This is a genomic window from Pararhodospirillum oryzae, assembly GCF_007992075.1.
Lineage (GTDB): Bacteria > Pseudomonadota > Alphaproteobacteria > Rhodospirillales > Rhodospirillaceae > Pararhodospirillum > Pararhodospirillum oryzae.
On record NZ_BJZO01000016.1, the window covers coordinates 1 to 26,357 of the forward strand.

The following is a 26,357-nucleotide window of genomic DNA, read 5'->3' on the forward strand; positions in this document are numbered from 1 at the left end:
ACCGGGGGCTTACCCCCCGCCGGAGGCCCGCCACGCCTGCGAGCGCGCGAGCAGGCCGCGCACCGCGCCTTGGAACAGCAAGCGGGCCGCCAGCGCGGTGAGAAAAATCAAGGTCGCCAGGGCGGCGGCCGGCGCGGAATCACCCACGTCATCCATGTTCAAAACCGCGATCGAGGCCACCAGCGTATCGGGCGCGTACAAGAACACCACCGCCGACACGGTGGTCAGGGCGTTGACGAACAGGTAAAGCGCGATTTCCAGAATGGCCGGCAGGCACACCGGCACCACGACCTTGAAGGCGGTGGTCCAGAACGGTACCCGCAGCGAGGCGGAGACGGATTCGTATTCCGGATCGATCTGCTTGAGCGCCGCCAGCGCGGTCAGGTGACCCACGGTGTAGAAGTGGGCCACGGTGCAGAAGATCAAGATCGCCATGGTCCCGTACAGCCCCCCCAGGGGGTTGCCCGGCGCGTTGAAGAAAAAGATGTAGGCAATGCCCAGCACCATCCCGGGCACGGCCAGGGGGATCATGGCAATGGCATGAAGGGCCCGGCGCCAGACCTCCAGGCCGCGCCCGCGCTCGATCAGATAGGCCCCCGCGAAAATGACCCCGGCGCCCACCACAGCCGTGCCCGAGGCCAGGATCAGGCTGTTGCCATAGGGCCGCCAGCCCTGGGGCGACACGGCCGTGAAGTCGTAATGGGCCAGGGTCAGCGACAGATCATAGGGCCAGAAGCGGATCAGCGACGCCCACGCCGCGCACCCGAGGATCCCCAGGATCGCCGCCGACACCCCCAGGCACAGCATCAGCAACACCGCGTCGCGCAGGGGGCTGGGCCGGGGGTGGAACGGCTGCGAGCGGGCGCTGATCGCGGCGGCCTGACGGCGCTGGGCCAGACGGTCGGCGGCAAAGGCCAGGGCCGAGGGAATCAGCAAGATCATGCCAACAGCGGCGCCCATGGCGAAATTCTGCTGGCCCACCACCTGTTTGTAAATGTCGGTGGCCAGCACGTCGTAACCGCCGCCGATCACCTTGGGCACGCCGAAATCGGTGATGGCCAGGGTAAAGGCCACGAACACCGCCGACACCAGGCCATAGCGCACCCCGGGCAAGGTGACGACGGCGAAGCGGCGCAGGCGGCCGGCGCCCAGGACCTCGGCCGCCTCGTACAAGCGGCCGTCGGCATGGGCCAGGGCGGCCAGCAGAATAAGGAAAACATGGGGAAAGACATAAAAGCTCATGCCCAGCATGATCCCCAGCGGCCCGTAAATGGTGCCGCCGGGCACCAGGGCCTTGAGCAGGCCCTGATTGCCAAACAGGTACACCAAGGACAAGGCAGGCAGCAGCGAGGGCGCGAGAAGCGGCAGCAGGGCAATGGTCTTGAACACCGCGCGCCCGGGCACGGTGGAGCGCATGACCCCATAGGCAAAAAAGAAGGCGGTGGGCACCACCAGGGCGGTGGTCCCCAGGGCGATGGCCAGGGAATGGACCAGGGAACGCCCCAACCCGTGCGAACGCAGGTAGACCGCGTAATTGTCGAAGCCGACAAAGGCGCCGTCGGCCCCGGTCAGGCTCTTGTGAACCATGGTGCCGAGCGGCGCCAGGATGAACACGGCCATCATCAGGAACAAGGCGGCCAGGGCACCGCGCAACACCCAGGTTTCGGCATCGGGGCCCGCGCGCACGGCAACCCGCCCGTCCAGGGCCTGGACCGTCATGAACCCGCCCCCCGGCCCAGACCCGTGCCCCCCTCGGGCGGGAAGCAGCGCAGCCGCTCGGCCGGCAGGAACACCCGCACCGGGCGCCCGGGCTGAAACGCGTGAGCCTGGGCGGCGGGCAGGTCGGCGATCAGGGCCTGAGGTCCCGGCGCCTCGGACCCAGGGGCCTCGGACCCAGGGGCCTCGGACCCAGGGGCCTCGGGCCCGGGAATCCCCGATCCCAGGGCGGCCGGCCACAGGGCGGGCACCCGCACATGGGCGCGCAGCACCGGCCCCAGGAACTCGGTTTCCTGAAGAATGCCGTGCACATGGCCCTCGGCCAGGGCATCGGCGTCGGGCGCGTCCGCCTCCAGGGGCTGACACTGGATATCCTCGGGGCGCAGGCACACGGTCACCGGCGTGCCGCCGGCGCCGTTGGGCGCCCCCGGACGCAGGTGGCCGTCGGGCGTGCGGTGCCCGGCCAGAACGTTGATGGTGCCCACGAAGCCGGCGACGAAGGCATTGGCGGGATGGCGGTAGATGTCGCGCGGCGCCCCCACCTGTTCCAGGCGCCCCTTGTTCATCACCACCACCTGGTCGGCCATCGACAAGGCTTCCTCCTGGTCGTGGGTGACCATGATGGTGGTGAGGCCCAGGCACCGTTGCAGGGCCTTGATTTCGCCGCGCAGGCGCTGGCGCACCTTGGCATCCAGGGCCGAGAGCGGTTCGTCCAGCAACAGCAGCGACGGCGACGACGCGAGCGCGCGGGCCAGGCCCACCCTTTGCTGCTGGCCGCCGGAAAGCTGGGCCGGATACTTGCGCGCCTGATCGGCCAGCCCCACCAGATCAAGCAGCTCGGCCACCCGCTGGCGGCGTTGGGCCGGAGCAAGACGGGTGGCACGCGGGCCGTTTTCCAGGCCGAAGCCCACGTTGCGTTCCACCGTCAGATTGGGAAACAGGGCGTAGGATTGAAAGACGATGCCAAAATCCCGGCGCGCCGGCGGCAGGTCGGAGACCTCGCGGCCTTGCTGCCACACCTGCCCGGCGCTCTGGCGGTCCAGGCCGGCGATAATGCGCAGCAAGGTGGTTTTCCCGCAGCCCGACGGCCCCAGGAAGGCGACGAACGCCCCTTCCTCGACCCGCAGCGAGACATCGGCCAGGGCCACGAAGGAGCCGAACGTCTTGTGGATGCCCTCAAGGGCCAGGGCGGCGGGGCGATCGGTCATGGCGGGACTCCTGGAGCGTCGAACAGCAGGGATCGGGAAGGCCCCACTGAGGGCCTTCCCGGCTTGCAGGCGTGGCAGGAAAGGAATGGGGTGCTTACTTGGGCTCGGACTTGGCGCCATAGCGCGTCTGCCAGGTTTCCAGGATGCGCGCCCGGTTGGCCGCGGCCCAGGCGAAGTCATTCCTGATCATCTTCGCCTCGATGTTCTCGGGGAAGTGCGCCACGGGCTTGGCCACGCCGGGCATGGCGACCACGGCGTAGGCTTCGTTGTACATTTCGTTGGCCTTGTGGGAGACCGACCAGTCGGCCAGCTTCCTCGCGGCATCGAGGTTGGGCGAGCCCTTGACCAGGGCGAAGGATTCCAGATCCCAGCCCAGGCCCTCGGCCGGCGTGATCACCGCGACCGGCGCGCCCTGGCCCTTGAGCTGGGCGCCCTTGTAGGCAAACGAAATCCCGATCGGGAACTCGCCCTGGGCCGCCATCTTGCAGGGCTTGGATCCGGAATGGGTGTACACGCCCACGTTCTGGTGCAGGCCGTCCATGAAGGCCCAGGCTTTTTCCTCGCCCCACATCTGGATCCACGACGACACATCCAGGAAGCCGGTGCCCGACGAGGCCGGGTTCGGCATCACGATCAGACCCTGGTACTTGGGGTCGGTCAGGTCGGCCCAGGTGGCGGGCAAGGGCAGGTTGCGCTTTTCAGCCTCGATGGTGTTCACGCACAACGAGGCGATCCAGGCCCGTTGCCCGACCCAGTGCGGGGGCTGGTTGGTGGCGTCGTAGTACTGGGGCGACAGGGCTTCCAGGCCCTTGGGGGCGTAGGGCTCCAGCATGCCTTCCTTGTCCATGACCAGAAGGCTGGTCGCGGCCAGGCCCCAGATCATGTCGGCGTGCGGGTTGTCTTTTTCCGCCAGCAGCTTGGCGGTGATAATACCCGTCGAGTCGCGCACCCACCGCACTTCGATGTCGGGATAATCGGCCTCGAAGGCCTGCTTGAAGCCATCCAGCTCTTCCGGCTCGACGGCGGTGTAGACGGTCAACGGCGTGCGCGCCTGGGCAGCCGCGCCAAGGCCAAGGGCGGCCAGGCCCAGCGTGGCCGCGAAAAGGGGGATGAGCGAGCGTCTCATGGGATCGATCCGTCCAACCTGGGAGCGAGGACACCGGCAGGCGGTCGCCGGCGGGCGGGGGGCGAAGCGGGCGGCCCTCTGAGCGAACAGGGCTGGCGCGCCAACGGGTTGCTTCACCGGGGCGGACTATGACCCGCGAGCCGCGACACTTTGATGACAGGCACCCGATGATTTCATGACGCTCCCGCCCCGGATTCCCGGATCATTGAGCGCCTCGTGCGCTCTGGGCCGGGGTACCCGAACACCTCGACCTTCCCCAGGGCGTTGATTGGAAACCCGTCGATTGGTCGCGCTCATTTATAGGTTTCCCCTATGGATGTATGAGAGATACCGAATTGACTGATGGATCGCACGGGTTCAGGCTGGAATGACCTTAAGGTTAAGGAGTCCCCCATGACGTCGCTTCTTTATCCCCTGCTCGACCCCCTGCCCGATCCGGCCGAGGCGCCCGCGGCGCCCTCTCACTGGCTTTTGACGCCGGGCCCGCTGACCACCACGGCAACGGTCAAGCGGGCGATGCTTCATGACTGGGGCTCGTGGGACGGTGACTTCCGCGCCCTGACCGCCAGCATCCGCCACCGGCTGCGCGATATCGCCGGCGTGGGCGAGGACTACACGGTGGTTCCCATGCAAGGCAGCGGCACCTTCGCCGTGGAATCGGCCCTGACCACGCTGGTTCCGCCCGACGGAGGGGTCTTGATCCCGGTCAACGGCGCCTATGGCCAGCGCATGGTGGAAATCTGCCGCCGCGCCGGCGTGCGCCACGCGGTGCTGGAGATCGAGGAAACCAGCGCTCTTGATCCGCAGGCGGTGGCACAGCGCCTTGCCGACGATCCCACGCTCAGCCACGTGGCCCTGGTCCAGGTGGAAACCTCGACCGGGATTCTCAATCCGGTGGACGAGGTGGCCCAGGTTACCGCCGCCGCCGGTCGGCGCCTGATCGTCGATGCCATGAGCGCGTTTGGCGCCTTGTGGATCGATCCGGCCAAGGCCCCCTACGAGGCCCTGGTATTCTCCACCAACAAGTGCCTGGAAGGCGTGCCGGGCATGGGCTTCGTGCTGACCCGGGTTTCGGCGCTGGAAGAGGCGCGGGCGCGGGGTCCCGGGCGCTCCTTGTCGCTCGACCTCGTCGACCAGTGGGCCTACATGGAGCGCACCGGGCAGTTCCGCTACACCCCCGCGACCCATGTGCTGGCCGCCTTCCGCCAGGCCCTGGACGAGTTCGACGCCGAGGGCGGGCGCACCGCCCGCTACGCCCGCTACCGGCGCAATTACGATGTCCTGATTGCCGGCATGGCCTGGGCGGGGATCAAGCCCCTGCTGCCCGAGGCCCTGCGCTCGCCGATCATTGTCACCTTCCTGGCCCCCGTCCATCCCGCCTACAGCTTCACCGCCTTCTACGATGCCATGAAGCGGCGCGGCTTCATCATTTATCCGGGCAAGATGACCCGCGTGGAGAGTTTCCGCCTGGGCTGCATTGGCGCCATCGACGTGCCGGTGATGGAGGAGTGCACCCGCGCGTGCGTTGCCGCGCTCAAGGAAATCGGGGTCGAGGTCCAGGACTAAACGCCCGCCTCCCCCGCCTTTTGGCCCCCTGCCCCGCGTCCCCGGTTCCGGGGACGCGGTTTTTTGGGGCCCGCTTTCGGTTGATGATCATCAAGGCGCTTCCCCTGACGGGCTGGACATTATAATTTGCTAATGTTCAAGGCCTCGCGGCCAGCTCCTTCGTTCGATCCAACCGAGAGGTTCTTTCTCATGGTCGATGCCGCCGTTCCTTCCGCCGCTCCCGCGCACGACGAGGCCGGGGCGGCCCACTGGCTGATGCACGTTCCCATCCCCCTGTTTGCCATGATCATGGGCCTGACCGGCCTGGGCCTGGCCTGGCGCAAGGCCCACGACGTTCTGGGCGTGCCGGGCGCGGTGGGCGAAAGCCTGCTGGGCTTTGCCGCCACCATGTTCGTGCTGGTGGCCGCCTTGTACCTGAGCAAGGCCGTCCGTCATTTTTCCGAGGTCAAGGCGGAGTTCAACAACCCCATCCGGGTGAACTTCTTCCCCACCATTTCCATCAGCCTGCTTTTGCTCTCGATTGCCGCCCTGCCCTACGAGCGGACCTTGGGCCTGACCTTGTGGGGCGTGGGCGCGGCCCTTCATCTGGCGGCGACGGTGTACCTGATCGGGCGCTGGATCACCCGGGCCCACGAAATCACCATGATCAACCCGGCCTGGTTCATTCCCGTGGTCGGCAATATCATCGTCCCCCTGTCGGGCGTCAAACTTGGCTTCATCGAACTATCGTGGTTCTTCTTTTCGATTGGCCTGGTGTTCTGGATTATCCTTTTCACCATTGTGTTCTACCGAATTGTCTTCCACAACCCTCTGCCAGGGCGCTTTTTCCCCACTTTGTTCATCCTGGTGGCCCCGCCCGGCATTGGCACGGTTTCGTACCTGGCCCTGATGGGCGGTCAGATTGACCTGTTCACCCGGGTGTTGCTGTACAGCGGCCTTTTCCTGACCCTTCTCAACTTCAGCATGGCGCGCCACTTCCTCAAGGTGCCGTTCTTTGTGTCGTGGTGGGCCTACACCTTCCCCATGGCCGCGATCACCATCGCCACCTTGGAATACAATCACCACGTCCCCAACGATGGCATCACCGCCGTGTCGTGGACCCTTCTCGTGGTGACCACCTTGATCATCGCCTCGGTGTTCGTCCGCACCACCAAGGCCTTGCTGGGCGGCGAGCTGTTCGTGCCCGACTAACAATCCCCCGTGCCTGCTCCCGGGCCGTGGCCTTGGGGGCCCGGGGATCTTCGTCCGCGCCCGCGTCTTCTTGTCGTTTCCGAGAAGACGCGGGCGCGGACTTATCGCCAAGGCGATCGGTTTTACCCCCGTCCCCTTTTCCCGCACGCGGCTTGAAAACAAGGCCGCGCGGCCGTAAGGTGCCAGGATCCTTCCCGGGGGCATGGAGCCCCTGGAAGAGTGATGGGGAAATTCATGTTGGAGACTGTGGGACGCCGCTAACGGTTTCGTTCATTCGAAACCGATTCCGGCTTCTTCCTTCTGAAAGAGCGTGCCTTTGTCGAAAGGCGCGAAGGGAGAAGTGCGTGTCGGCATTATCCTACAGGACGACCCATGAATCTTTCCCGTGCCGAACAGCGCGTGCTGCACGTGCTGGCGCAAGGCGGCTTCATCCGCCATTACCGTGACACCAAGGGCCATGTCGTTGAAGTCGAGTGCATCACCCGTGATGGGCTGGGCCTGGGCGACTGCACCGTGGGCGTGTTCAAGGCCCTGAAGGCCAAGCGCCTGATCGGGTCCCAGGAAGGCAGGCCCTACCGCCTGACCCGCCTGGGCCGCGAGGCGGTGCGCCCGCAACCCGACAACCGCTGACCGGTTGCCAGGAGCAAGGCCCCCACCCTTCCCGGCGCAAGGCGGGAGCCGAAGGGCCGCGAACCGGTTCCGGGCTCCCGCCCCAACCGGTTCCGGGCTCCCGCCCCCCGGGCTTCCGCCCCCCCGGGCTCCCGCCCCTTCCGTCAGATGGCCAGTTCCTTGCCCGATCCCTTGGGGACGGGCGAGGGCTCGGGGTCGCTGGGAGGCACCAGGGGGGTGGGCGTGCCCGGCTCGTCGGGAGCGAAATCGTACAGATCGTCGGAGGGAGGCGCGAAGCCGCCCTTGCGGTCCAGGAAGCCCTTCAAGGCACGCCCCAGGTCCTCGACCCCTTCGCGCGCCTGCGGGGTGGCCGCGTCCAGCCCGGCCCGGGCCTCGCACAGGGCGTTTTCGGCGGTGCAGCGGCCTTCGCACCCGGCCCGTTCGTCGGAGCCTTCGGGGAAGGTCCCCGCGCAGCGTCCTTCGCAGCGCGCCCGCCCGGTCGCGCAGCGCTCCGCCGCCCGGTCGCCCCCGGGGGGCGTGGTGAAGCCTTCCAGGAAGCCCTTGAACCGGTCCACCTGACGCGAAAGCTCTCCCAGGCTCTGCTCGCCCTGGCACAAGGCGCGATCGGCGGCGCAGCGGGCCTGGCAGCCGTTGCGGGCGGCTTCGTCCTTTTCCAGGCTTTCGCACGCGTTCACGCAGGCCATGAGCGCGGTTTTGCACGCATCAAGCCGGGCCGGATCCTCCTGGGCCCAGACCGCCCCGCTCCCCGGTCCGAGCGCCCCCGCAAGCACGGCCCAGGCCAAAACCCGGGACAGGGGGGAACGGCGGCGGAAGGAAACGGGGCGGCGGGACATGGCTACTCCACGGTGACACTCTTGGCCAGGTTGCGCGGCTGATCGACATCGGTCCCCTTGATCACCGCCACGTGATACGCGAGCAACTGCACGGGGATCGCATACAATATGGGGGCCACGAACGGATCCACCACCGGCAAGGTCACCGCGTGGGCCACGCCCGCGCCCACGTGCGCGATGCCTTCGGCATCCGACAGCAGGATAATCCGGCCGCCGCGCGCGATCACCTCCTGAACGTTGCCCGCCGTTTTATCGAACAACCCATCATGGGGCGCGATCACGATCACGGGCACGGTTTCGTCGATCAGGGCGATAGGGCCGTGCTTCATTTCGCCCGCCGGATAGCCTTCGGCGTGGATATAGCTGATTTCCTTGAGCTTCAAGGCCCCTTCAAGGGCCACGGCGTGGGACGTGCCCCGGCCCAGGTACAACACGTCGCGCGCCTCGGCCACTTCCTGGGCCAGGGCGTGCAAGGCATCGTCGTATTTGAGCACCTCGGCGGCGCGGGCCGGCACCTCGGCGAGGCCGCGCGACAGCCTGGCCTCGGTCGCGCGGTCGATGGCGTGACGCGCGCGGGCCAGCGCCAGGCACAAGGCCGCCATCACCACCAGCTGGGTGGTGAACGCCTTGGTCGACGCCACCCCGATCTCGGGCCCGGCCAGGGTGGGCAACACCGCGTGCGCCTCGCGCGCCATGGTGCTTTCAGGCACGTTGACCACGGCCACGCACCAAAGCCCCTGGGCCTTGCAGTGGCGCAGCGCGGCCAGGGTATCGGCGGTTTCGCCCGACTGGCTGATGAACAAGGCCAGCCCGCCCTTTTGCAACGGCGGGGCCCGGTAGCGGAATTCGCTCGCCACGTCGATGTCCACCGGCACCCGGGCCACCGATTCCAGCCAGTAACGCGCCACCAGCCCGGCGTAGTACGAGGTGCCGCAGGCCACGATGGTCACCCGCTCCACCGTTTCCAGGGCGAAGGGCAGCGCCGGCAAGGTGATGGTGCGTTCGGCCGGATTGAACAGGGCGTTCAGGGTATCGCCGATCACCTGCGGCTGTTCGTAGATTTCCTTCAGCATGAAGTGGCGGTATTCGCCCTTGCCGATCATGGCGCCCGACACCGCCGACAGGCTGATGGGGCGTTCGACCACGGCGCCCTTCGCGTCGCGGATGATGGCGCCCGATCGGGTCAGGCAGGCCCAATCGCCATCCTCCAGATAGGTCAGGCGCCGGGTCAGGGGAGCCAGCGTCAGGGCGTCCGAGCCCAGGACCATGGCGTCGTCGGCGTAGCCGATGGCCAGCGGGCTGCCCTTGCGCGCGGCGTACAGGCGATCGGGATAGCCCACCACCAGGATGCCCAGGGCAAAGGCCCCTTCCAGCTCGCCCAGCGCCCGACCCACCGCCTCGTCGGGGCCCAGGCCATCGCGCAGGTAATCCGAGATCAGGTGCACCACCGCCTCGGTGTCGGTGTCGGTGGCGAACACGTGCCCGCGCGCCGTCAGGCGTTCGCGCAAGGCCAGGAAGTTCTCGATGATGCCATTGTGGACCACCGCCACCCGGTCGGAGGCGTGCGGGTGGGCGTTGCGCTCGTTGGGCACGCCGTGGGTGGCCCAGCGGGTATGACCGATGCCCAGCGTGCCCGCCAGGGGAACCTCGGCCAGCCGGCGTTCCAGGTTGACCAGGCGCCCCTCGGCCCGGCGCCGTTCCAGGCCGGTTCCGGTCAAGGTGGCAATGCCGGTGGAGTCATATCCCCGGTATTCCAGCCGTCGCAGGCCTTCGATCAAGGCGGGAACGACGTCGCCGGAACCAATCATGCCGATGATGCCGCACATGGGCCATGCCTTCCAGATAATGAAAAAACGTCAGACGATCCCGGACCGGGCCGGGGTTTCAGCTTTTGCGCGCGGGCCGGAGCCGGGCCACGAACTTGGCCACCCACCCGGGCCGGGTGTCCTGGGGGGCGCGGGTCAGGGCCAGGGCGCCGTCGGGCACGTCGGCGGTGATGGTCGATCCCGCGCCGATCATGGCGCCGTCGCCAATGCGCACCGGCGCGACCAGGGCGGTGTTGGAACCGATGAAGGCCCCGGCCCCGATGTCGGTGTGGTACTTGGAAAAGCCATCGTAATTGCAGGTGATGGTGCCCGCGCCCACGTTGGCCTTCGCGCCCACCCGGGCGTCGCCGATATAGGTCAGGTGGTTGACCTTGGCCCCGGCCTCGACGGTGGCGTTCTTGATTTCCACGAAGTTGCCGATGTGGGCGTTCTCGGCCACCCGGGCGCCGGGGCGCAGGCGGGCATACGGCCCCACGATCGCGCCCGTGGCGACCGTGCAGTTCTCAAAGTGACAGAAGCCCTTGACCGTGACCCCCGCTTCCAGGGTCACCCCGGGCCCGAAGGTGACGAAGGGGCCGATGCTCACGTCCGGCCCCAATTGCGTATCCCAGCTCAAAAACACGGTTTCGGGGGCGGTCAGGGTCACGCCCGCCGCCATCGCGGCCCGGCGCAGGCGGGTTTGCACCACCGCCTCGGCGGCGGCAAGGTCGGCGCGGTCGTTGACGCCCAGCAGATCCTCGGGGCAGCTTTCGATCACGTCCACCCGCCGGCCCCGGGCGCGGGCCAGGGCGACCACGTCGGTCAGGTAATATTCGCCCTTGGCGTTGGCGTTGCCCACCTGATCGAGCAAGGAGAACAAAATCGCGCCGTCCAGGGCCATGACCCCGGAGTTGCACAAGGTCAGGGCCTTTTGCTCGGGCGAGGCGTCCTTTTCCTCGACGATGGCGTCGAGCCCGTCGGGGCCGGTGACCAGGCGGCCGTAGCCGGTGGGATTCCGGGGCCGGAAGCCCAGCACCACCGCCGCCGGGTTCGTGGACGCCTCGCGCGCGGCCACCAGGCGGGCCAGGGTTTCGGTCGGCACCAGCGGCGTGTCGCCATAGAGCACCAGCACGGTACCGGTGAAGCCGGCCAGGACCTCGCGCGCTTGCAGCACGGCATGCGCGGTGCCCAGGCGCTCGGCCTGGGTCGCGGTGGGCAGGGGCGCCACCGCCTGTTCCACGGCCGCGCCCTCGGGCCCGACCACCACCACGGTGCGGGCCGGCGCCAGCGGAGCCAGGGCGGCCAGCACGTGGCCGATCAGGGGGCGGCCGGCCAGGGGGTGCAGCACCTTGGGCAGGGCCGAGCGCATGCGGGTCCCTTGGCCCGCGGCAAGGACGACGGCGGCGATTTCGGTCATCTGAGACATGAATTCCCGGGGTGGAAGGGCAATATGAGAAACGCAAGGCCCGCACGGTGCCACAAGGGTGGCGGCGGGCAAAATCAAAGTTTATGACGGATCGTTGCAGCGCCCCGTCCCCTGTCATTATCGTTCTTACGCGCGAGGTTTTCCATGATTGCGCCTGCCGTGCCGTTCCCGGTCGTGGTCTTCGACCTGGATGGTACTCTTTTGCAAAGCGTTCCCAGCCTGACACGCACCCTTAACGTTCAGTTCGCCGAGGACGGGATAGCACCCCTGAGCGAGGCCGAGGTGGGGCTGATGGTCGGTGAAGGGGTGGGCCTGCTGGTCGCCCGGGCCTATGGCGCGCGGGGGATCGGGGGCGGCGACATCCACGACCCCGGCCACGCGGCCCGGCTCGCGCGGTTCTCGGCCCGCTACAACGCCGATCCCGTCACCGACGCGCGGGTGTATCCCGGCGCGGTCGAAACCTTGCGCGCCTTGAAGGACCAGGGGATCCGGCTTGGCCTGTGCACCAACAAGCCCGAGGCCCCCACCCTCGTCCTGATCGAGGCCACGGGACTGGCGCCGTTCCTGGATGTCGTGGTGGGCGGCGACACCTTGCCCCGGCGCAAGCCCGATCCCCTGCCCTTGCGTCATGTGCTTGATCACCTGGGGGCCACGCCCGACCAGGCCCTGTACGTGGGCGACAGCCCCACCGACGCGGCCTGTGCCCAGGCGGCCGGGGTCACGCTGGCCCTGCTTTCCCATGGCTACAGCCGGGTTCCGGTGGAAACCCTGGGGGCGAAGCGGGTGTTCGACTCCCTCCCCGCCCTGGCCCGGTGGGTGACGGACGGCGCCGGGGACTAAAGACCCGAAAAGCGGGATAAGCCGAAGGTCAAGACAACGCGTCAGAGCATCGTGCCTGGATCCGCTTTACCGCACGATGCTCTCAAACGCCGTGTCCGACGCCCGGAAAAGGTGTTGACCACCGGAACAGCCTTCACCCAAAGTGTGGCCGCGCCACGGTGCCCTGAAAGGGGCTTAATCGGGAACCCGGTGACACCCCCTTGCACGACGGGGGGGGGATAATCCGGGGCTGTCCCCGCAACTGTAACCGGCGAGCGCGCGCTCGATTCAAGGCCACTGGGCAACTGGGAAGGCTGGGCGCGCGCCAGGACCCGCAAGCCAGGAAACCGGCCGGGGCGCACGTCGCCGCACCGTGGGACGGGTGATCCCTCGGTACAAGGCCATCTTGAATGGCGACGACCGGAAGGTTCGTAAGGGCTGTTCAAGGGGGCGGGCGATGCCCAATCCTGATCATTTTGTCATCGAGGAAGACAATCCGCGCGAGCAAACGCGCGGATGCCGCCTTTTTCGTGTCCTTGCGTTCCGTTCCGACCCGTTCGGGCGCTCCCGGTGGGGGCGCCTTTTCAACGGCCGGGAAGCCGGCCGGGCCTCGGCAAGGAATGCAACCGATGCGCATGTTTCGTAAAACCCGGCGCCTGCTGGCGCTCTCCACTCTCCCCGGGCTGGGAGCCCTCCCGGGGCTGGGAGCCCTCCCCGCGTGGGCCGAGACTCCGGCCAATGCGACCGAGCTTCCTGATCTGGTGGTGTCGGCCAGCCGGGTTCCGGTGGCCACCGACAAGGTGGGCAGCGCGGTGACCGTGATCACCCGCCAGGAACTGGAAACGCGTCAGGTGCGCGAGGTCGCCGACGCGCTCCGCGACGTGCCCGGGGTGACGGTCACCCGCTCGGGCGGACGTGGCAACCAGACCGAGGTGTACATTCGCGGCGCCAAGTCCAACCAGACCCTGGTGCTGATCGATGGCATCGAGGTCAACAACCCGGTGGGCGGCTCGTCGTTCGACTTCGCCGACCTGATGACCACGGAAATCGAGCGCATCGAAATCCTGCGTGGCCCGCAAAGCGCCCTGTGGGGCAGCGACGCCGTGGGTGGCGTGATCAACATCATCACCCGCAAGGGCAAGGGGGCGGCCTCGGCGCACGGCCTGGTTGAAGGCGGCTCGCTGGGCTCGGCCCACGTCGAGGCCGGGGTGAACAGATCGGGGGCCGGTGGACGCACGCACTATGCCCTGGGCGCCAGTTACAGCCGCACCGATGGCATTTCCTCCGCCAATTCCCGACGCGGCAACACCGAGGAGGACGGCTACCAGAACACCAGCGTGATTTTCCGGGGCGATGTGTCGCCCTCCGAGAACGTGACCCTGGACGTGGCCGGGCGTCTGGTTTCGGCGGTTCTGGACTACGATACGTTCTCCGCCGATCCCGCCTTGGGCCTGCAACGGGCCACGGACGCCGACATCACGGAATACCGTTTGCAAGCCTTCGGCCGGGTGGGCGCCGAGTTGCGCGCCTTCGATGACCATTGGCGCAACCGCCTGGACTTCTCGGTCACCGACTACAACAGCCGGGGCGAGGAAGATGATCTTTGGGATTACACCCAGAACGGCACCAAGGTGAAATACGCCTACCAGTCCACCTATGAAGCGGACACGACCCTGGGGGTCGCCGCCCACCACACCCTGACCGGCCTGGTCGAGCACGAAAAGGAATCCGTGTTCTACAAAAGCAACTGGTCGAAGGTGGCGCCCGACGTGGAAAGCACCGGGCTGGTGGCCGAATACCGGGTGGATCTGTTCAAGCGGCTGTCGGTGTCGGGCTCGGTGCGCCATGACCTGAACGAGATGTTCGACAACGCCACCACCTACCGCGTGACCACGGCCTACACCGTGCCGGGATCGGAAACCAAGCTGCGCGGCTCGGTGGGCACCGGCGTGAAGAATCCGACCTTGTTCCAGCTGTATGGCTACACCTCGACCTTCCGGGGCAATCCCGACCTTCGGCCCGAAACCTCGTTTGGCTGGGACGTGGGCGTGGAGCAGCCCTTGCTGTCGCACCGCCTGACCGTGGGCGCCACGTTCTTCCACAACGAAATCGACAAGCTGATTCAAGGCAGCGGCGTGTCGGCCGACAACGTTTCGGGGGTCTCGCACATCAATGGCGTGGAACTGACCGCCAGCGCCGAGCCGATCGACAACCTGCGGGTCGCGGCCAGCTACACCTTCCAGAAAGCCGAGGACGCCGAGGGCAAGAACCTGGTGCGCCGGCCCCAGCACGCGGGCAGCGTGAACGTGTCGTACCGTTTCCTTGAGGAACGGGCCAACGTGTTTTCGTCGGTCCACTACAACGGCGAGCGTCAGGATTCCACCTATGACCTGAGCTATGCCTCGGGCCGGACCACGCTGGACGGCTACACGGTTGTCGACGTGGGCGGGTCCTACGAGGTGGTGAAGGACAAGGTGGAACTGTTCGGCCGGGTCGAAAACGCCTTCGACGAAAAGTACGAGGAGCTGTTCAGCTACGGCACCCCGGGCATCGGCGGCTTCGCCGGCATCCGGTTCAAGCTGTAGGCCGAACGCGGGCTCGCGGGGGCGAGCCGCCGTCTTGGTGAAGGGAGAGCGGGCATGAAGCCTTGGCGGGAACGCGGGCGTTGGCGAAGCCGGCCCCGGGCCTTGGGCACGGCGACCGCGCGGGCCGGGCTGGCCGCGCTGACGCTGGTTCTGGCCGGGGGGGAAGCCTGCGCCGGGCCCCCCGCCCTGCCCCGGGTGGCGTCGCTCAGCGTGTGCGCCGATCAGCTGGTGCTGGCCCTGGCCGCGCCCGAACAGATCGTGTCGCTCTCCTTCCAGGCCCGGGACCCGGCCTTGTCGTTGCTGGCCGGCCGGGCCCGGGGCTTCGCGCGAAACCGGGGCTCGGCCGAGGAGGTGCTGAAGGCCGGGGCCCAGGTGGTGATCGGCGACGCCGGCCTGAACGCCGCCACCCTCGACCTGCTGACCCGCCTGGGCGTGCGCACCCACGCCCTGGGCCTGCACACGGATCTGGCGGCGGTTGACCGGGAAACGGCCCGGGTCGCCGCCTTGATCGGGCGCCCGGCCGAGGGCGCGGCCCTGATCGCCGCCGGACGCGCCTTGCACGCGGCCGTGGCCGCCGATCCGGCGGCCGGAACCGTGGCAACCGCCGCTCCGCCGGCCCGGCCCGTGGTCGCCGCCTATCTCACCCCCGGGGGCGGCAGTGCCGGCCGGGACACGTTCGTGGATACCTTGATGCGGGAAGTCGGCCTCGACAACCTGGGCGCGCGCCTGGGGCGAACCGGCTGGGGCCCGCTGGATCTGGAGCTTCTGGTGCGCCACCCCCCCGACCGGTTCGTGACCAGCTTCTTTGAAAACGCGCCGCCGTCACGCCAGCGCCTGTCCTCGCGCCATCCGGTGCTGCGCCGCCTGCTGGCCCGCACCCCGCCCACGGTGGTGGAAAGCCGGGCCTGGGTGTGCTCCTCCTGGATCCTGGCCGAGGCGGCCCGCCAGCTGGCCCGGGCCCGCGCCCCCCTCGACCTTCCCGGGGACGGCCATTCCGGGCCCGGGGACCGGCCATGACCCGGGCGGCCGTGGTCGTGCCGGGGCTGACCCTGGCCCTGGTGCTGGCGGGTCTGGTGTCGCTGGGCCTGGGCTACACCGCCTTGTCGGCCGGCGACATCGCGCGCGCGCTGATCGCCGCGCCCGACGATCCCACCGGGATCATCGTGCGTGAAATCCGCCTGCCCCGCATCGTGCTGGCCGCCCTGGTCGGGGGCGCGCTCGGCCTTTCGGGCGCGGCCTTGCAGGGGCTGTTGCACAATCCCCTGGCCGAACCGGGCCTGACCGGCATTTCCGCGAGCGCCGCCCTGGGCGCGGTGATCGCGCTTTATTGCGGGGGCGCGGCCGTGTCGCCCTGGCTGGTGCCGGGTGCCGGGCTCGTGGGGGCCGCGCTGGCCGCCGTGGCCTTGCTGGTCCTGGTCGGGCGAGGCGCCGGCCCCTTGACCCTGATCCTGGCCGGAGTGGCGCTTTCGAATGCCGCCATCGCCCTCACCTCGCTGGCCATGAACCTGTCGCCCAACCCGTTCGCGCTCAGTGAACTGGTGTTGTGGCTGCTGGGCTCGGTGCGCGACCGGGGCTTCGACGATGTCTTGCTGTGCCTGCCCTTCCTGTCCGCCGGCGCGCTGGCCTTGTGGGGCACCGGGGGCGGGCTGGACGCGCTGGCCCTGGGGGACGAAACCGCCCGCAGCCTGGGGGTGGCCCTGGGGCGCCTGCGCGCGCGCGTGGTTCTGGGAACCGCGCTGGCCGTGGGGGCCTCGGTGGCCGTGGCCGGAGCCATCGGTTTCGTGGGATTGGTTATCCCTCACCTGCTGCGCCCCCTGGTCGGCGCGCGGCCCAGCCGCCTGTTGCTGCCCAGCGCGCTGGGGGGCGCCTTGCTGCTGGTGGTGGCCGACGCGGTGGTGCGGATGATCTCGGTGGGGCCCGAGCTGCAATTGGGAGTCGTTACCGCCCTGATCGGGGCTCCGTTCTTCCTGAGCCTGATCCTGGCCCGCGCGCGGGAGGCCGCATGATCCCCGCCGCCGGTTTCGCCCGGATCGATCTGGAAAACGTGGGCGTGGTCCTGGACGGCCGGCCGGTCCTGGCCAACGTCACCGCGAGCCTGGGCGCGCCGGGGCTGGTGGGTCTGATCGGGCCCAACGGAGCGGGCAAGACCACCTTGCTGCGCGCGCTGGCCGGGCTGGTCGCCAGCCAGGGGCGGGTGCTGATGAACGGCCAGCCGCTGGCGAGGCTGTCGCCGGCCGAGCGGGCGCGACAGGTCGCCTACCTCGCCCAGGAGCGCGCGGTGCACTGGCCCTTGAGCGTGCGCGAGGTGGTGGCCCTGGGCCGCCTGCCCCATCGCGGCCAGGGCCACGACGACCAGGCGGCGATCGACCGCGCCCTGGACGAAACAGGAGTGCGGGCGTTCGCGGATCGCCCGATCGGCCACCTGTCGGGAGGCGAGCGGGCGCGGGTGCTGCTGGCCCGCGCCCTGGCGGTGGAAGCCCCGGTTTTGCTGGCCGACGAACCGGTGGCGGCCCTGGATCCCCACCATCAGCTTGCGATGATGGGCCTGTTGCGCCGCCATGCCGAGGCGGGAGCGCTGGTGATGGTGGTGGTGCACGACCTGATCAGCGCGGCCCGCTTTTGCCATCGGCTGATTTTGCTGGACCGGGGGGGCGTGGTCGCCGATGGCCCGCCGGACGCGGTGCTGACCGAGCCCACCCTGGCCACCCATTACCGGGTGCGGGCCGTGTTTCCCCAGGTCGGAACCCAGGCCCTGCCCCTGGCGTGGGAGACCCTGGGGCCATGAGGGCGGGGCGACCGACGCTGTTCACGGGGCTCGCGGTATCGCTGTCGGTCCATGCCGCCGTGCTGGGCGGCCTGGCCGGACACCGGGCCGCGCCCCCGCCGCCGGCCGACGCGCACGGAGTGATGACCGTGGCCCTGGTCGAGGCGCCGCCCGCCGCCGGTCCTGGTTCACCTGGTTCCCCCGCGTCTTCCGCCCCCGAGGCGCCCCGGCCCGAGACGGCTTTGGAACCCGCCGATGCCGGGGCGCCGGCTTCGTCCGCGCCCGTGGAGCCGGCCGCCTCCCCGCTTCAGGTTCCCCCCGTCGCGTCGTCCGCGCCCGTGGAGCCGGCAAACGCGCCGCCCCCTGCCCCGGAGGACTCCCCCCCCGAGCCAACGCCCCGGCCGCCTGTCGCCGCTCCCCCGCCGGCGCCTCCGCCCGTCCCCCCGCCCCGTCCCACGCCGCCGCGCCGGGCGACGCCCGCGCCCGTGGCTTCCGTCGTCGCCCCCGCCCCCCGCCATCCGACTCCGGCTCCCCCTCGGGACGGCGTGGTCTCGTCTCCTGGGGATGAAGCGGCCTCCCCGGCCGTGCCGCCGGCCCCCTCGGCAGAAGCGGGGACGGCGGCGGGATCGGGCGAGGCGGCCGCGCGCGCTTCCGGTGCCGCCGCGCTTGAAGCCGAAGCCCAAGGCCAGGCCTACCTGCGCGCGGTCCAGGCCCGGCTCGCGCGCGCGAAACGCTATCCGGGCGAGGCGCGCCGCGCCGGCTGGGAGGGCAGCACCAAGGTCCGCTTCGCGATCGCGCGCGATGGCTCGCTCGCCGACGTGGCGGTGATCCGGGGCTCGGGGCTCGCGGTGCTCGACGAGGCGGCCCTGGCCACGGTGCGCGCGGCCCAGCCCTTTGGGCCGCTGCCCGCCGGGCTGGGGACCCCGACCCTCACCCTCGCCCTGTCGATCGCCTTCCGACTCGACGAAGAGGATTATTAGACCGCCTCGGCCGGGCGGTGCCGGTAGCGGAGCGCCAGGAGAAGGGCGCAGCCGCCCCCCAGTGCGCACCATCCCGCGTCCACGAAAAAGGCGTGCCCCCCCAGCGCGCCATAAAGCGGGCCGGCGAACGACATGGCCGCGCCCATGATCACCCCCTGGCAGATGGTGGAATAAAGGGCCTGGGCGCGGTTGGCCACGGCCACGGGCACGGTGCGGGCCAGATGATGCATCGCCCCCAGATGCGCGCAGGCAAACGTGCCCGCGTGCAGCACCTGCGTGACCATCAGCACCTGGGGATCGGTGGTCGTGGCCGTGATGCTCCAGCGCACGATGCCACAGGCGGCCCCCACGCCCATCAGGCCCAGGGGACCAATCCGGCGCACCAGCCCCGCCCCGACCAGGAACAAGATCACCTCGGCCACCACGCCCTCGGCCCACAACAAGCCGATGGTCAGGCCATCCAGGCCGGCGGCCCGCCAGTGCAAGGTGGCAAAGGTGTAGTAGGTGGCATGACCGGCCTGGATCAGGCCCGACGACAGCAAGAACAGCAAGAAGGGGCCGCTGGTCAGGAAACGCCGCGCCTGGCCGCTCGCGGGCCGGGAACGCCCGGGCCCGGCCGGCAGGCCCGCGACCCCGGCCAGGACCAGGGCCAGGAACCCCACCACCACCCAGGGCACCAGGGCCGGGCCCAGGGTATCGATCAGCGGCCCCATGGTGGTGGACAAGACGATGAAGGAGATCGAGCCCCACAAACGCACGCGGCCATACTCGACCCCTTGGGAACGGGCCTGGGCCAGGGTCATGGTTTCGGTCAGCGGCATGAGGGCCGCGAACAGGCCGCTGGCCATCAAGGTGACCAGGGCCAGGCCCCAGACCCCCGAAACCCCGGAAATCACGGCGTAGAGAGCCAGGCTCCCGGCGGCCAGCGCGGCCATGACCAGACGCGGCCGGCCAAGCGCGTCGGCGGCCTGGCCCGCGAGCGGATTGATCAGCATCTTGCCCCAGGCCGTGATCCCGGTCACCAGGCCGATCTCGACCGGCCCCAGCCCCCGCGAGGCCAGCCACACCGGCCAGTAGGGCAGCATGATTCCCACCACCCCAAACAGGGCAGCGTATTGAAAAGACAGGCGCAACGCCTGGAGGTTCACGGGACGCATGACAGTTCCAAAAAAAGGGCATTCGCACCCCCATTGAACCGTGGCGGGCGGCGCGTTACGACTTCATGTAAGCTGGGCAGTTGCATGACACAGCGATAACCAGTTCCCACAACAGGGGAGACTCACGCCGATGGCATCACCCTACCGGACCGGACTAGACCGCACTCCCGCCAATTACGTGCCCCTTTCGCCGCTCGGCTTCCTGGACCGGGCGGCCCAGACCTGTCCCGACCGGCCGTCGATCGTGCATGGCGCGCGCCGATACACGTGGTCGCAAACCCGGGAGCGGGCCTTGCGCCTGGCCTCGGCCCTCAGGAACCTGGGAATCGAGGAGGGCGAAACGGTCGCGGTCATGGGCGCCAACACGCCGGAGCTGTACGAAGCCCACTTCGGGGTCCCGATGGCCGGGGCGGTGCTTAACGCGCTGAACATTCGCCTGAACGCCGAGGAAATCGCCTTCATCCTGAACCACGGCGAGGCCCGGATCCTTCTCACCGACACCGAATTCGCCCCCACCATCAAGGCGGCCTTGCCGTTGCTCGATCATCCGGTCCGGGTGATCGACATCGTGGATTCGGAATACACCGGCCCGGGCGAACGCCTGGGCGAAACCGATTACGAAACCCTGCTGGCCGGGGGGGATCCCGCCTTTGCCTGGCAGGGCCCGGCCGACGAGTGGGACGCCATCGCGCTCAACTACACCTCGGGCACCACCGGCAACCCGAAGGGCGTGGTGTATCACCACCGGGGGGCCACCCTCAATGCCTTGTCGAACATCATCACCTGGGGCATGCCGTCGGGGGCGCGATACCTGTGGACGCTGCCCATGTTCCACTGCAACGGCTGGTGCTTCCCGTGGACCATGGCCGCCAACATGGGCACCAACGTGTGCCTGCGCCGGGTCTCGGCGGCGGGGATTTTCCAGGCGATCGCCGACGAAAAGGTGACCCACTTCTGCGGGGCGCCGATCGTGCTGGGCTTCCTGATCAACGCGGGCCCCGCCGAGCGCCGCGAGTTCTCCCATACCGTGCACGTGATGACGGCCGCCGCGCCGCCGCCGGCGGTGGTGCTTGAACGCATGCAGCGCGAGGGCTTCCAGGTATCGCATGTGTATGGCCTGACCGAGACCTATGGCCCCTCGACCGTGTGTTTCTGGAAGGAGGAATGGAACGCCCTGCCCATCGATGAACAAGCCCGCTTGAAGGCCCGCCAGGGAGTGCGCTATGTCGTGCAAGATGGGCTGATGGTGGGAGATCCCGAGACCATGGAACCAGTGCCCGCCGATGGCGAGACCTTGGGCGAGGTTTTCTTCCGGGGCAACATCACCATGAAGGGCTACCTGAAGAACCCGGCCGCGACCGAGGAGGCTTTCCGGGGAGGATGGTTCCATACGGGAGATCTTGGTGTTGTTCATCCCGACGGGTATATTCAACTAAAGGATCGCTCGAAGGACATCATCATCTCGGGAGGCGAGAACATCTCGTCGATCGAAGTCGAGGGAGCCCTTCACAGGCATCCCGATGTGGTGGCGGCGGCGGTGGTGGCGCGCCCCGATGAAAAATGGGGGGAAACGCCCCTCGCCTATGTGGAGTTGCGCGACGGGGCCACGGTAACCGAAAAGGAGCTGATCGCCTTTTGCCGGGAAGGCCTCGCCCATTACAAGTGCCCCCGGGAAATCGTTTTTGGTCCCCTGCCAAAGACCTCGACGGGCAAAATTCAGAAGTTTATTTTGCGCCGTCAGGCTCGTGAAAACGCCCTTTGAGGGCAGGCCCCGAAAGGCGAGAACCGCTTTTCGGGGCAGTGAACCGTGAAAAACAAGCGGGAAAGCACGCTGGCCCAGGTATTTCAAAGCCACGCGCTTTCCCGCACCGCCCGAAAGAGGGAAAGAATTTTTCGGGCCATGCGGCGCATCCCCCAAACGTGCGGGACCTGTCGCCGGGATCCGGGCCCGGCTTCCTCGTTCCAGGGTCCTTCCATCCTGGCTTTCCCGGTGCCCCATGGGTCGGGCCCCCTTTCGAAGTGCCGACCAGAACGCCCACGCGGGAAAGGGCTTCCCCCCCCACGGGTCAATGCGCTTGATGGGAAGCCACCCTGGTTTCAAAAAACAAGAATCTCTTCACCTTCCTGGATACAGCGGCCGGAAACACCCCGAGGATCCCTTTCGTGAAGGGCGATTCGTCTCCCTCCTGAAGCCAGGTTGGGAGGAAAAGTGAAACCGCGGCAACAAGGACAAAAACCGGCATGGTTTCGGCAACAGCGCACGCAGGGAGTCCCCCCGCACCGAGCGTTCCTTCCTCGGCAAGTGTCGCGCCCCGCAGCGACCGCGATCGCTTCGCCGCTCTTGCCTTCTGCTGGGCCGATCTCCTGTTGCACCTCGACGAAGCCGGTGTCATCCAGTTCGCCGCCGGGGCCTTTTCGGCGTTCACGGGACGAACGCCTCCCAGCCTGGTTGGGGAGCATTTCCTTTCCTTGATCACGCCGGAGGACGGTCCCAAGGCCCTGGGCTACCTGAAGCAGACGCACGGACGCGGGCGCCTGGAAGGGGCCATTGTGCGCCTGAGCCGGCAGCAGGGCCTGCCGCTGCCCATGGATCTGTCGGCGTATACCCTGGATGGGCATTGTTACGTGGCGTTGCGCCTGCGGGCCCACTCCCCCGACCGGGCCCACGACCGGGCCAGCCGGGACCAGCGGACGGGTCTTTTGTCGGCCGAGGCCTTCAGCGAAACCGCCGGACGACGGGTCAAGGCGGCGCGCGAGGCCGGCCGCGACGTGGGGGTAACCCTGGTCAACCTGAAAGGGTTCGAGGACCTGCAAGGGCGTCTGGATGAATCGCGCGCCTCGACCTTGCTGGGCGCCTTGGGAGAAAGCCTGCGCACCGCCGCCCTGGATGCCGACTCCGCGGCCCTGGTCGCCGAGGGACGCTACGGCCTGCTGCATGATGCCTCGCTCGACGTCGGCGCGCTGGAGGCACGCCTGGAGGCCCTGGCCCGGGGGCATGATCCCAGCGGCGAAGGGGTGGAGGTGGAAACCGCCGCCCTGGATCTGCACGGAAGCGGGGAGGTCCGCGAGGAGGATCTGGCCCGGGGCCTGCTGTACGCCATGAACCAGATGCAGCGCACCAGCACCGGCGCTCTTTCCTTGCGCACCTTGCCGACCACCTTGCTGAAGCTGGTTGCGCAGGCGGCAAGCGAGGTCACCGATTTTCGCCGCCTCGTCGCCGACCGGCGGTTTCACATCGCGGTGCAACCCATCCTCAGCGCGACCACCGGCAACATTCACCATTACGAGGCCCTGTGCCGCTTCGAGGCCACCCAGCCCGACGCCTCGCCGTTTCGCGCCATCACGTTTGCCGAGGAAACCGGCCTGATCCATGAGTTCGACCTGGCCATGGCGCACAAGGCACTGGAATGGCTGGGATCGAAGCCACGCAATTCCGACGCCTACCAGCTTGCCGTCAACATCTCGGGCTATTCGATCGGGATTTCCCGCTACGTCGATGGATTGCTGGCGTTGCTGGAGAACAATCCGTGGACGCGCGGACGCCTGATGTTCGAAATCACCGAATCCGCGCGCATGACCGACCTGGATGCCGCGAATCAGTTCATCCAGGTGTTGCGCGGCCTGCACTACCGTGTGTGCCTGGACGATTTCGGGGCCGGCGCGGCCAGTTTTCAGTACCTGAGCGCCCTGGAAGTGGACGTGGTCAAGATCGATGGCAGCGCCGTGCGCAACGCCATGAAGGTGGCCAAGGGCAAGGCCTTCCTGAGCGCGCTCACCGAACTGTGCCGGCGCTTGGGGGTCAGCACCATCGCCGAGATGATCGACAGCCCCGAAAGTCTCCATTTCGTGCGCGATTGTGGCTGCGATTACGTGCAAGGTTTCCTGTTTGGCCGGCCGTCCCTCAACATCAAGGACTTTTCCCCCCTCCCGCACGAGGATCTGTTCTTGAAACCACCGCGCCGACGCGTCACGGTGACTTCAAACGCCCCTGCCCTGCCCTCGGCGACCCCACCGCGCGCCTGAGGCCTTCCCGGGAGACCTCCGTTGCCAGCCTTTGCCCGTGCCCGTGGCCTGTCCTGGCTCTTCTTGGCCCGGCTCGCCGTGTTGCTGATCCTGGGGGCGTTCGGGACCCTGCCCCCGGCCGGAGCCTCCGACCAGCCGCCCCAGCCCTTCGGCCTGCCGATCGCCTGCACCTTGGGGAAAACCTGCTGGATCACCACCTACGCCGACACCGACCCCAGCCCCGGGGTCTCTGATTTCAAGTGTGGCACCCGCAGCTACGACGGCCACAAGGGCACCGACTTTGGCGTGGGCGCCCTGGCTCCCACCGAGGAGGTGCCGGTCCTGGCCGCCGCTCCCGGCGTGGTGGCCCGCATGCGCTCCGACATGGACGACATCAATGTTCGTTCTCCCGGCGCTCCCTCGGTCAAGGACAAGGAATGCGGCAACGGGGTGGTGATCGAACACGGGGACGGCTGGGTGACGCAATACTGCCACCTGCGCAAGAACAGCATCCGCGTGCATCCGGGCGAACCGGTCGAGGCCGGAACGGTGCTGGGGCTGGTGGGATTGTCCGGACAAACGGAGCATCCCCATGTCCATTTCGAGGTCCGGCACGGCGACGCAATCATCGATCCGTTCACCGGCGCCCCCGCCGCCAACGGCTGCCATGTCGCCGCCCATCCCCTGTGGCAAGGCAACGTGGACGGTCTCCTGGCTTATCCTACTCCCTTGCTGTACAATACGGGCTTCGCGGGCGACACCCCCGACCGGGTCGGGGTGCGGGCCGGGCGCTACAAAAGCGGCATTGTTGCCGCCGACGCGCAGGTTCTGGTGCTGTTCGTGGATCTGCTGGCAATCGAACGCGGCGACCGGTTGACGGTGAGCATCACCGCCCCCGACGGCAGCCCGTTTGTCACCACGGATTACACGTTTGACGATAAGGGATGGATGCAGTGGTTTGGATTGGCCGGCAAGAAACGAACCAAGGGCCCCTGGCCCCGGGGCACGTACACCGGAGTGATTACCGTGGAACGCCCGGGCAAGGGGGTGGTGCTGTGGCAGGAAGCGCGCGGCGTCGTCGAGTAGGGCGCACCGTCGCCCACGCCCTGGCCCTCGCCCTGGGGATCTGCCTGGGGACCGGCCTGGGCCTGGCACGGGCCGCCCAGGGCGCCGACCTGACGGTCATCCTCACCGGCGTCCAGCCCGGACCGGGGCCCTTGCGGATCGCGGTCTACACCGGCCCCAAGGGCTTCGCGACCCCCGAGGGAGTCACCGTTGGCAAGGCGGTGCCCGCCGACGCCCCCACCGTGCGGGTGGTTTTCCATGACCTGCCGGTTGGCCCGGTGGCGGTGCTGGCCCACCACGACCAGAACAACAACGGACGCATGGACCGCCTGCTCGGGCTGCTGCCCACGGAAGGCTATGGCATTGGCCAGGAAACGGGCCTGCCGGCTCCGCCGACCTGGGAGAAAAGCCAGTTCCCCCTGCCGGCCAAGGGCGCCCAGCTCACCATCATCATGCGCTATCCGGTCGCGGACTCCAAGGACACCGCCCTCGCTCCCTGACGGCCGCGAGCACGCCAGCCGCCTTGCTCAGGGCCCGGTCTCCTTGTCTGGAGTCCGTCCGTTTCACGGTGAAGCGAACGGACTCTGAATCCTTTTGTCTGAGTTTGTCTTTTCGGGAAAAGCGGTGCCCACTTTTCCCTGACAAACTCTAGCGCAAGGTCAGCAAGGCGATCATGGCGCTGCCGACCACGATCCGGTACACGGCGAACGGCGTGAAGCCGTGGCGCGAAATAAAGCCCACGGCCGCCTTCACCACCACCAAGGCGGTGAGAAACGCCATGACGAACCCGACCAGGATCAAGGTCGTGTCGTCGAAGCTCAGGTCGTTGCGGTTCTTGTACAGGGAATAGGCCGTGGCCGCGACCATGGTGGGAATGGCCAGGAAGAACGAGAACTCGGCGGCGGTGCGCCGTTCCACGCCCATGAGCAGGGCGCCCATGATGGTGGCGCCCGAGCGCGACACCCCGGGAATCATGGCAACCGTCTGAATCACGCCGATGCCCAGCGCCAGCCGGGGCGAAATGCCTTCGATCGTGGCGAAACGCGGGTGCCGCACCAGGCGTTCGATCGCGAGGATCGCGACGCCCCCCACCACCAGGGCGATGGCGATCACCAGCGGGCTGTCGAGAAGCGCGCGGATCCCCTTGTAGGCCACGGCGCCGATCACCGCGGCGGGCAGGAACGCAATCAGGATGTTGCGCACGAAGGCCCGCTGGCGCCAGTCGTGGCGCAGCCCCACGGCGGCCGTCCACAAACGGCGCCAGTACACGACGCACACCGCCAGAATGGCACCCAGCTGGATGACGATCTCGAACGCCTTGCCCGGCGGCCCCTTGAAGTGCAGCAGATCGCCCAGAAGCACCAGGTGGCCGGTGGAGGAAACGGGCAGGAATTCGGTCAGGCCTTCGACCAAGCCCAAGAAGGCGGCCATGAGAACGGCGTCCAAGGGAAAACCCTCCGGCGGAAATGGGAAGGGGCGATGAT

General features: G+C 68.3%; 21 protein-coding genes and 1 riboswitch. Of the genes, 13 read left to right on the forward strand and 8 right to left on the reverse strand.

Annotated elements, in window-relative coordinates; genetic code table 11:
* Positions 1 to 9: 9 nt before the first annotated feature.
* The 3 genes from ROR02_RS04445 to ROR02_RS04455 form a co-directional block, all read right to left on the reverse strand.
* Complete coding sequence (locus tag ROR02_RS04445; RefSeq protein ID WP_147162811.1) at positions 10 to 1,719, reverse strand: putative 2-aminoethylphosphonate ABC transporter permease subunit; 1,710 nt, start codon at positions 1,717 to 1,719, stop codon at positions 10 to 12.
* The gene (locus ROR02_RS04450; protein WP_147162812.1) at positions 1,716 to 2,924 is read right to left on the reverse strand and encodes an ABC transporter ATP-binding protein; all 1,209 of its coding nucleotides are present in this window, start codon (positions 2,922 to 2,924) and stop codon (positions 1,716 to 1,718) included. Before ROR02_RS04450 ends, ROR02_RS04445 begins: the two co-directional genes overlap by 4 nt.
* Positions 2,925 to 3,018: 94 nt before the next feature.
* Positions 3,019 to 4,050: a putative 2-aminoethylphosphonate ABC transporter substrate-binding protein gene (locus tag ROR02_RS04455; RefSeq protein WP_147162813.1), complete on the reverse strand. Its 1,032-nt coding sequence runs from the start codon at positions 4,048 to 4,050 to the stop codon at positions 3,019 to 3,021.
* Positions 4,051 to 4,443: 393 nt separating this feature from the next.
* Between ROR02_RS04455 and ROR02_RS04460 the strand changes: the two genes are divergently transcribed.
* From ROR02_RS04460 to ROR02_RS04470, 3 genes are all read left to right on the forward strand, one after another.
* Positions 4,444 to 5,616 (forward strand): 2-aminoethylphosphonate--pyruvate transaminase, encoded by a 1,173-nt coding sequence (locus ROR02_RS04460; protein ID WP_246135397.1) that lies wholly within the window; start codon positions 4,444 to 4,446, stop codon positions 5,614 to 5,616.
* Positions 5,617 to 5,805: 189 nt separating this feature from the next.
* A complete protein-coding gene (locus ROR02_RS04465) occupies positions 5,806 to 6,807 on the forward strand; it encodes an SLAC1 anion channel family protein (protein WP_147162815.1) in 1,002 nt (333 codons plus the stop codon).
* 372 nt (positions 6,808 to 7,179) lie between these two features.
* Positions 7,180 to 7,437 carry a YjhX family toxin gene (locus tag ROR02_RS04470; RefSeq protein WP_147162816.1) on the forward strand — a complete coding sequence of 86 codons (258 nt, stop codon included), beginning with the start codon at positions 7,180 to 7,182 and terminating at the stop codon, positions 7,435 to 7,437.
* 143 nt (positions 7,438 to 7,580) lie between these two features.
* On the opposite strand, the gene ROR02_RS04475 is transcribed toward ROR02_RS04470, so the two are convergent.
* The 3 genes from ROR02_RS04475 to glmU are packed head-to-tail and all read right to left on the reverse strand — an operon-like array spanning position 7,581 to position 11,492.
* Positions 7,581 to 8,270: a hypothetical protein gene (locus ROR02_RS04475; protein ID WP_147162817.1), complete on the reverse strand. Its 690-nt coding sequence runs from the start codon at positions 8,268 to 8,270 to the stop codon at positions 7,581 to 7,583.
* Positions 8,271 to 8,272: 2 nt separating this feature from the next.
* Positions 8,273 to 10,096 carry a glutamine--fructose-6-phosphate transaminase (isomerizing) gene (gene glmS / locus ROR02_RS04480; RefSeq protein WP_147162818.1) on the reverse strand — a complete coding sequence of 608 codons (1,824 nt, stop codon included), beginning with the start codon at positions 10,094 to 10,096 and terminating at the stop codon, positions 8,273 to 8,275.
* A gap of 58 nt (positions 10,097 to 10,154) precedes the next feature.
* Positions 10,155 to 11,492, reverse strand: coding sequence for a bifunctional UDP-N-acetylglucosamine diphosphorylase/glucosamine-1-phosphate N-acetyltransferase GlmU (gene glmU, locus ROR02_RS04485; protein WP_147162848.1), 1,338 nt, complete (start codon positions 11,490 to 11,492; stop codon positions 10,155 to 10,157).
* A 153-nt stretch (positions 11,493 to 11,645) separates the two neighbouring features.
* Here glmU and gph point away from each other — a divergent pair, with 153 nt between their 5' ends.
* The 6 genes from gph to ROR02_RS04515 all read left to right on the forward strand — a co-directional run bounded on the left by gph (position 11,646) and on the right by ROR02_RS04515 (position 18,649).
* The gene (gene gph, locus ROR02_RS04490) at positions 11,646 to 12,341 is read left to right on the forward strand and encodes a phosphoglycolate phosphatase (RefSeq protein ID WP_147162819.1); all 696 of its coding nucleotides are present in this window, start codon (positions 11,646 to 11,648) and stop codon (positions 12,339 to 12,341) included.
* 139 nt (positions 12,342 to 12,480) lie between these two features.
* A riboswitch (cobalamin riboswitch) is annotated at positions 12,481 to 12,690 on the forward strand.
* A gap of 259 nt (positions 12,691 to 12,949) precedes the next feature.
* On the forward strand, positions 12,950 to 14,905 hold the full coding sequence (locus ROR02_RS04495; RefSeq protein ID WP_170244960.1) for a TonB-dependent receptor plug domain-containing protein: 1,956 nt from the start codon (positions 12,950 to 12,952) through the stop codon (positions 14,903 to 14,905).
* A gap of 54 nt (positions 14,906 to 14,959) precedes the next feature.
* The gene (locus ROR02_RS17380; protein ID WP_147162821.1) at positions 14,960 to 15,922 is read left to right on the forward strand and encodes an ABC transporter substrate-binding protein; all 963 of its coding nucleotides are present in this window, start codon (positions 14,960 to 14,962) and stop codon (positions 15,920 to 15,922) included.
* The gene (locus ROR02_RS04505; protein ID WP_147162822.1) at positions 15,919 to 16,911 is read left to right on the forward strand and encodes a FecCD family ABC transporter permease; all 993 of its coding nucleotides are present in this window, start codon (positions 15,919 to 15,921) and stop codon (positions 16,909 to 16,911) included. The genes ROR02_RS17380 and ROR02_RS04505 overlap by 4 nt, the downstream gene beginning before the upstream one ends.
* Positions 16,908 to 17,690: an ABC transporter ATP-binding protein gene (locus tag ROR02_RS04510; RefSeq protein WP_147162823.1), complete on the forward strand. Its 783-nt coding sequence runs from the start codon at positions 16,908 to 16,910 to the stop codon at positions 17,688 to 17,690. Before ROR02_RS04505 ends, ROR02_RS04510 begins: the two co-directional genes overlap by 4 nt.
* The gene (locus tag ROR02_RS04515; protein WP_147162824.1) at positions 17,687 to 18,649 is read left to right on the forward strand and encodes an energy transducer TonB; all 963 of its coding nucleotides are present in this window, start codon (positions 17,687 to 17,689) and stop codon (positions 18,647 to 18,649) included. The genes ROR02_RS04510 and ROR02_RS04515 overlap by 4 nt, the downstream gene beginning before the upstream one ends.
* Here ROR02_RS04515 and ROR02_RS04520 read toward each other — a convergent pair.
* Complete coding sequence (locus tag ROR02_RS04520) at positions 18,646 to 19,806, reverse strand: MFS transporter (RefSeq protein ID WP_147162825.1); 1,161 nt, start codon at positions 19,804 to 19,806, stop codon at positions 18,646 to 18,648. The genes ROR02_RS04515 and ROR02_RS04520 overlap by 4 nt on opposite strands.
* A gap of 130 nt (positions 19,807 to 19,936) precedes the next feature.
* Between ROR02_RS04520 and ROR02_RS04525 the strand changes: the two genes are divergently transcribed.
* The 4 genes from ROR02_RS04525 (at position 19,937) to ROR02_RS04540 (ending at position 25,373) form a co-directional block, all read left to right on the forward strand.
* Positions 19,937 to 21,568, forward strand: a complete 1,632-nt coding sequence (locus ROR02_RS04525) for an acyl-CoA synthetase (RefSeq protein ID WP_147162826.1) — start codon at positions 19,937 to 19,939, stop codon at positions 21,566 to 21,568.
* Positions 21,569 to 22,047: 479 nt separating this feature from the next.
* Entirely contained in the window at positions 22,048 to 23,829 is a 1,782-nt protein-coding gene (locus tag ROR02_RS04530; protein WP_147162827.1) for an EAL domain-containing protein, read from the forward strand.
* 21 nt (positions 23,830 to 23,850) lie between these two features.
* Positions 23,851 to 24,894 carry a M23 family metallopeptidase gene (locus ROR02_RS04535; RefSeq protein ID WP_147162828.1) on the forward strand — a complete coding sequence of 348 codons (1,044 nt, stop codon included), beginning with the start codon at positions 23,851 to 23,853 and terminating at the stop codon, positions 24,892 to 24,894.
* Positions 24,864 to 25,373, forward strand: coding sequence for a DUF2141 domain-containing protein (locus tag ROR02_RS04540; RefSeq protein WP_147162829.1), 510 nt, complete (start codon positions 24,864 to 24,866; stop codon positions 25,371 to 25,373). The genes ROR02_RS04535 and ROR02_RS04540 overlap by 31 nt, the downstream gene beginning before the upstream one ends.
* A gap of 148 nt (positions 25,374 to 25,521) precedes the next feature.
* Here ROR02_RS04540 and ROR02_RS04545 read toward each other — a convergent pair whose 3' ends face one another.
* Positions 25,522 to 26,304: an undecaprenyl-diphosphate phosphatase gene (locus tag ROR02_RS04545; RefSeq protein ID WP_147162849.1), complete on the reverse strand. Its 783-nt coding sequence runs from the start codon at positions 26,302 to 26,304 to the stop codon at positions 25,522 to 25,524.
* Positions 26,305 to 26,357 lie beyond the last annotated feature (53 nt).

Excerpts from the sequence above, each read along its gene's own strand:
- ROR02_RS04445 (WP_147162811.1), bottom strand. The coding sequence starts at position 1,719 with ATGACGGTCCAGGCCCTGGACGGGCGGGTTGCCGTGCGCGCGGGCCCC.
- ROR02_RS04545 (WP_147162849.1), bottom strand. The coding sequence starts at position 26,304 with ATGGCCGCCTTCTTGGGCTTGGTCGAAGGCCTGACCGAATTCCTGCCC.
- ROR02_RS04465 (WP_147162815.1), top strand. The coding sequence starts at position 5,806 with ATGGTCGATGCCGCCGTTCCTTCCGCCGCTCCCGCGCACGACGAGGCC.
- ROR02_RS04505 (WP_147162822.1), top strand. The coding sequence starts at position 15,919 with ATGACCCGGGCGGCCGTGGTCGTGCCGGGGCTGACCCTGGCCCTGGTG.
- ROR02_RS04510 (WP_147162823.1), top strand. The coding sequence starts at position 16,908 with ATGATCCCCGCCGCCGGTTTCGCCCGGATCGATCTGGAAAACGTGGGC.
- gph (WP_147162819.1), top strand. The coding sequence starts at position 11,646 with ATGATTGCGCCTGCCGTGCCGTTCCCGGTCGTGGTCTTCGACCTGGAT.
- glmS (WP_147162818.1), bottom strand. The coding sequence starts at position 10,096 with ATGTGCGGCATCATCGGCATGATTGGTTCCGGCGACGTCGTTCCCGCC.
- ROR02_RS04525 (WP_147162826.1), top strand. The coding sequence starts at position 19,937 with ATGGCATCACCCTACCGGACCGGACTAGACCGCACTCCCGCCAATTAC.
- ROR02_RS17380 (WP_147162821.1), top strand. The coding sequence starts at position 14,960 with ATGAAGCCTTGGCGGGAACGCGGGCGTTGGCGAAGCCGGCCCCGGGCC.
- ROR02_RS04520 (WP_147162825.1), bottom strand. The coding sequence starts at position 19,806 with ATGCGTCCCGTGAACCTCCAGGCGTTGCGCCTGTCTTTTCAATACGCT.
- ROR02_RS04495 (WP_170244960.1), top strand. The coding sequence starts at position 12,950 with ATGCGCATGTTTCGTAAAACCCGGCGCCTGCTGGCGCTCTCCACTCTC.
- ROR02_RS04470 (WP_147162816.1), top strand. The coding sequence starts at position 7,180 with ATGAATCTTTCCCGTGCCGAACAGCGCGTGCTGCACGTGCTGGCGCAA.
- ROR02_RS04475 (WP_147162817.1), bottom strand. The coding sequence starts at position 8,270 with ATGTCCCGCCGCCCCGTTTCCTTCCGCCGCCGTTCCCCCCTGTCCCGG.
- glmU (WP_147162848.1), bottom strand. The coding sequence starts at position 11,492 with ATGACCGAAATCGCCGCCGTCGTCCTTGCCGCGGGCCAAGGGACCCGC.
- ROR02_RS04455 (WP_147162813.1), bottom strand. The coding sequence starts at position 4,050 with ATGAGACGCTCGCTCATCCCCCTTTTCGCGGCCACGCTGGGCCTGGCC.
- ROR02_RS04515 (WP_147162824.1), top strand. The coding sequence starts at position 17,687 with ATGAGGGCGGGGCGACCGACGCTGTTCACGGGGCTCGCGGTATCGCTG.
- ROR02_RS04450 (WP_147162812.1), bottom strand. The coding sequence starts at position 2,924 with ATGACCGATCGCCCCGCCGCCCTGGCCCTTGAGGGCATCCACAAGACG.
- ROR02_RS04530 (WP_147162827.1), top strand. The coding sequence starts at position 22,048 with ATGGTTTCGGCAACAGCGCACGCAGGGAGTCCCCCCGCACCGAGCGTT.
- ROR02_RS04460 (WP_246135397.1), top strand. The coding sequence starts at position 4,444 with ATGACGTCGCTTCTTTATCCCCTGCTCGACCCCCTGCCCGATCCGGCC.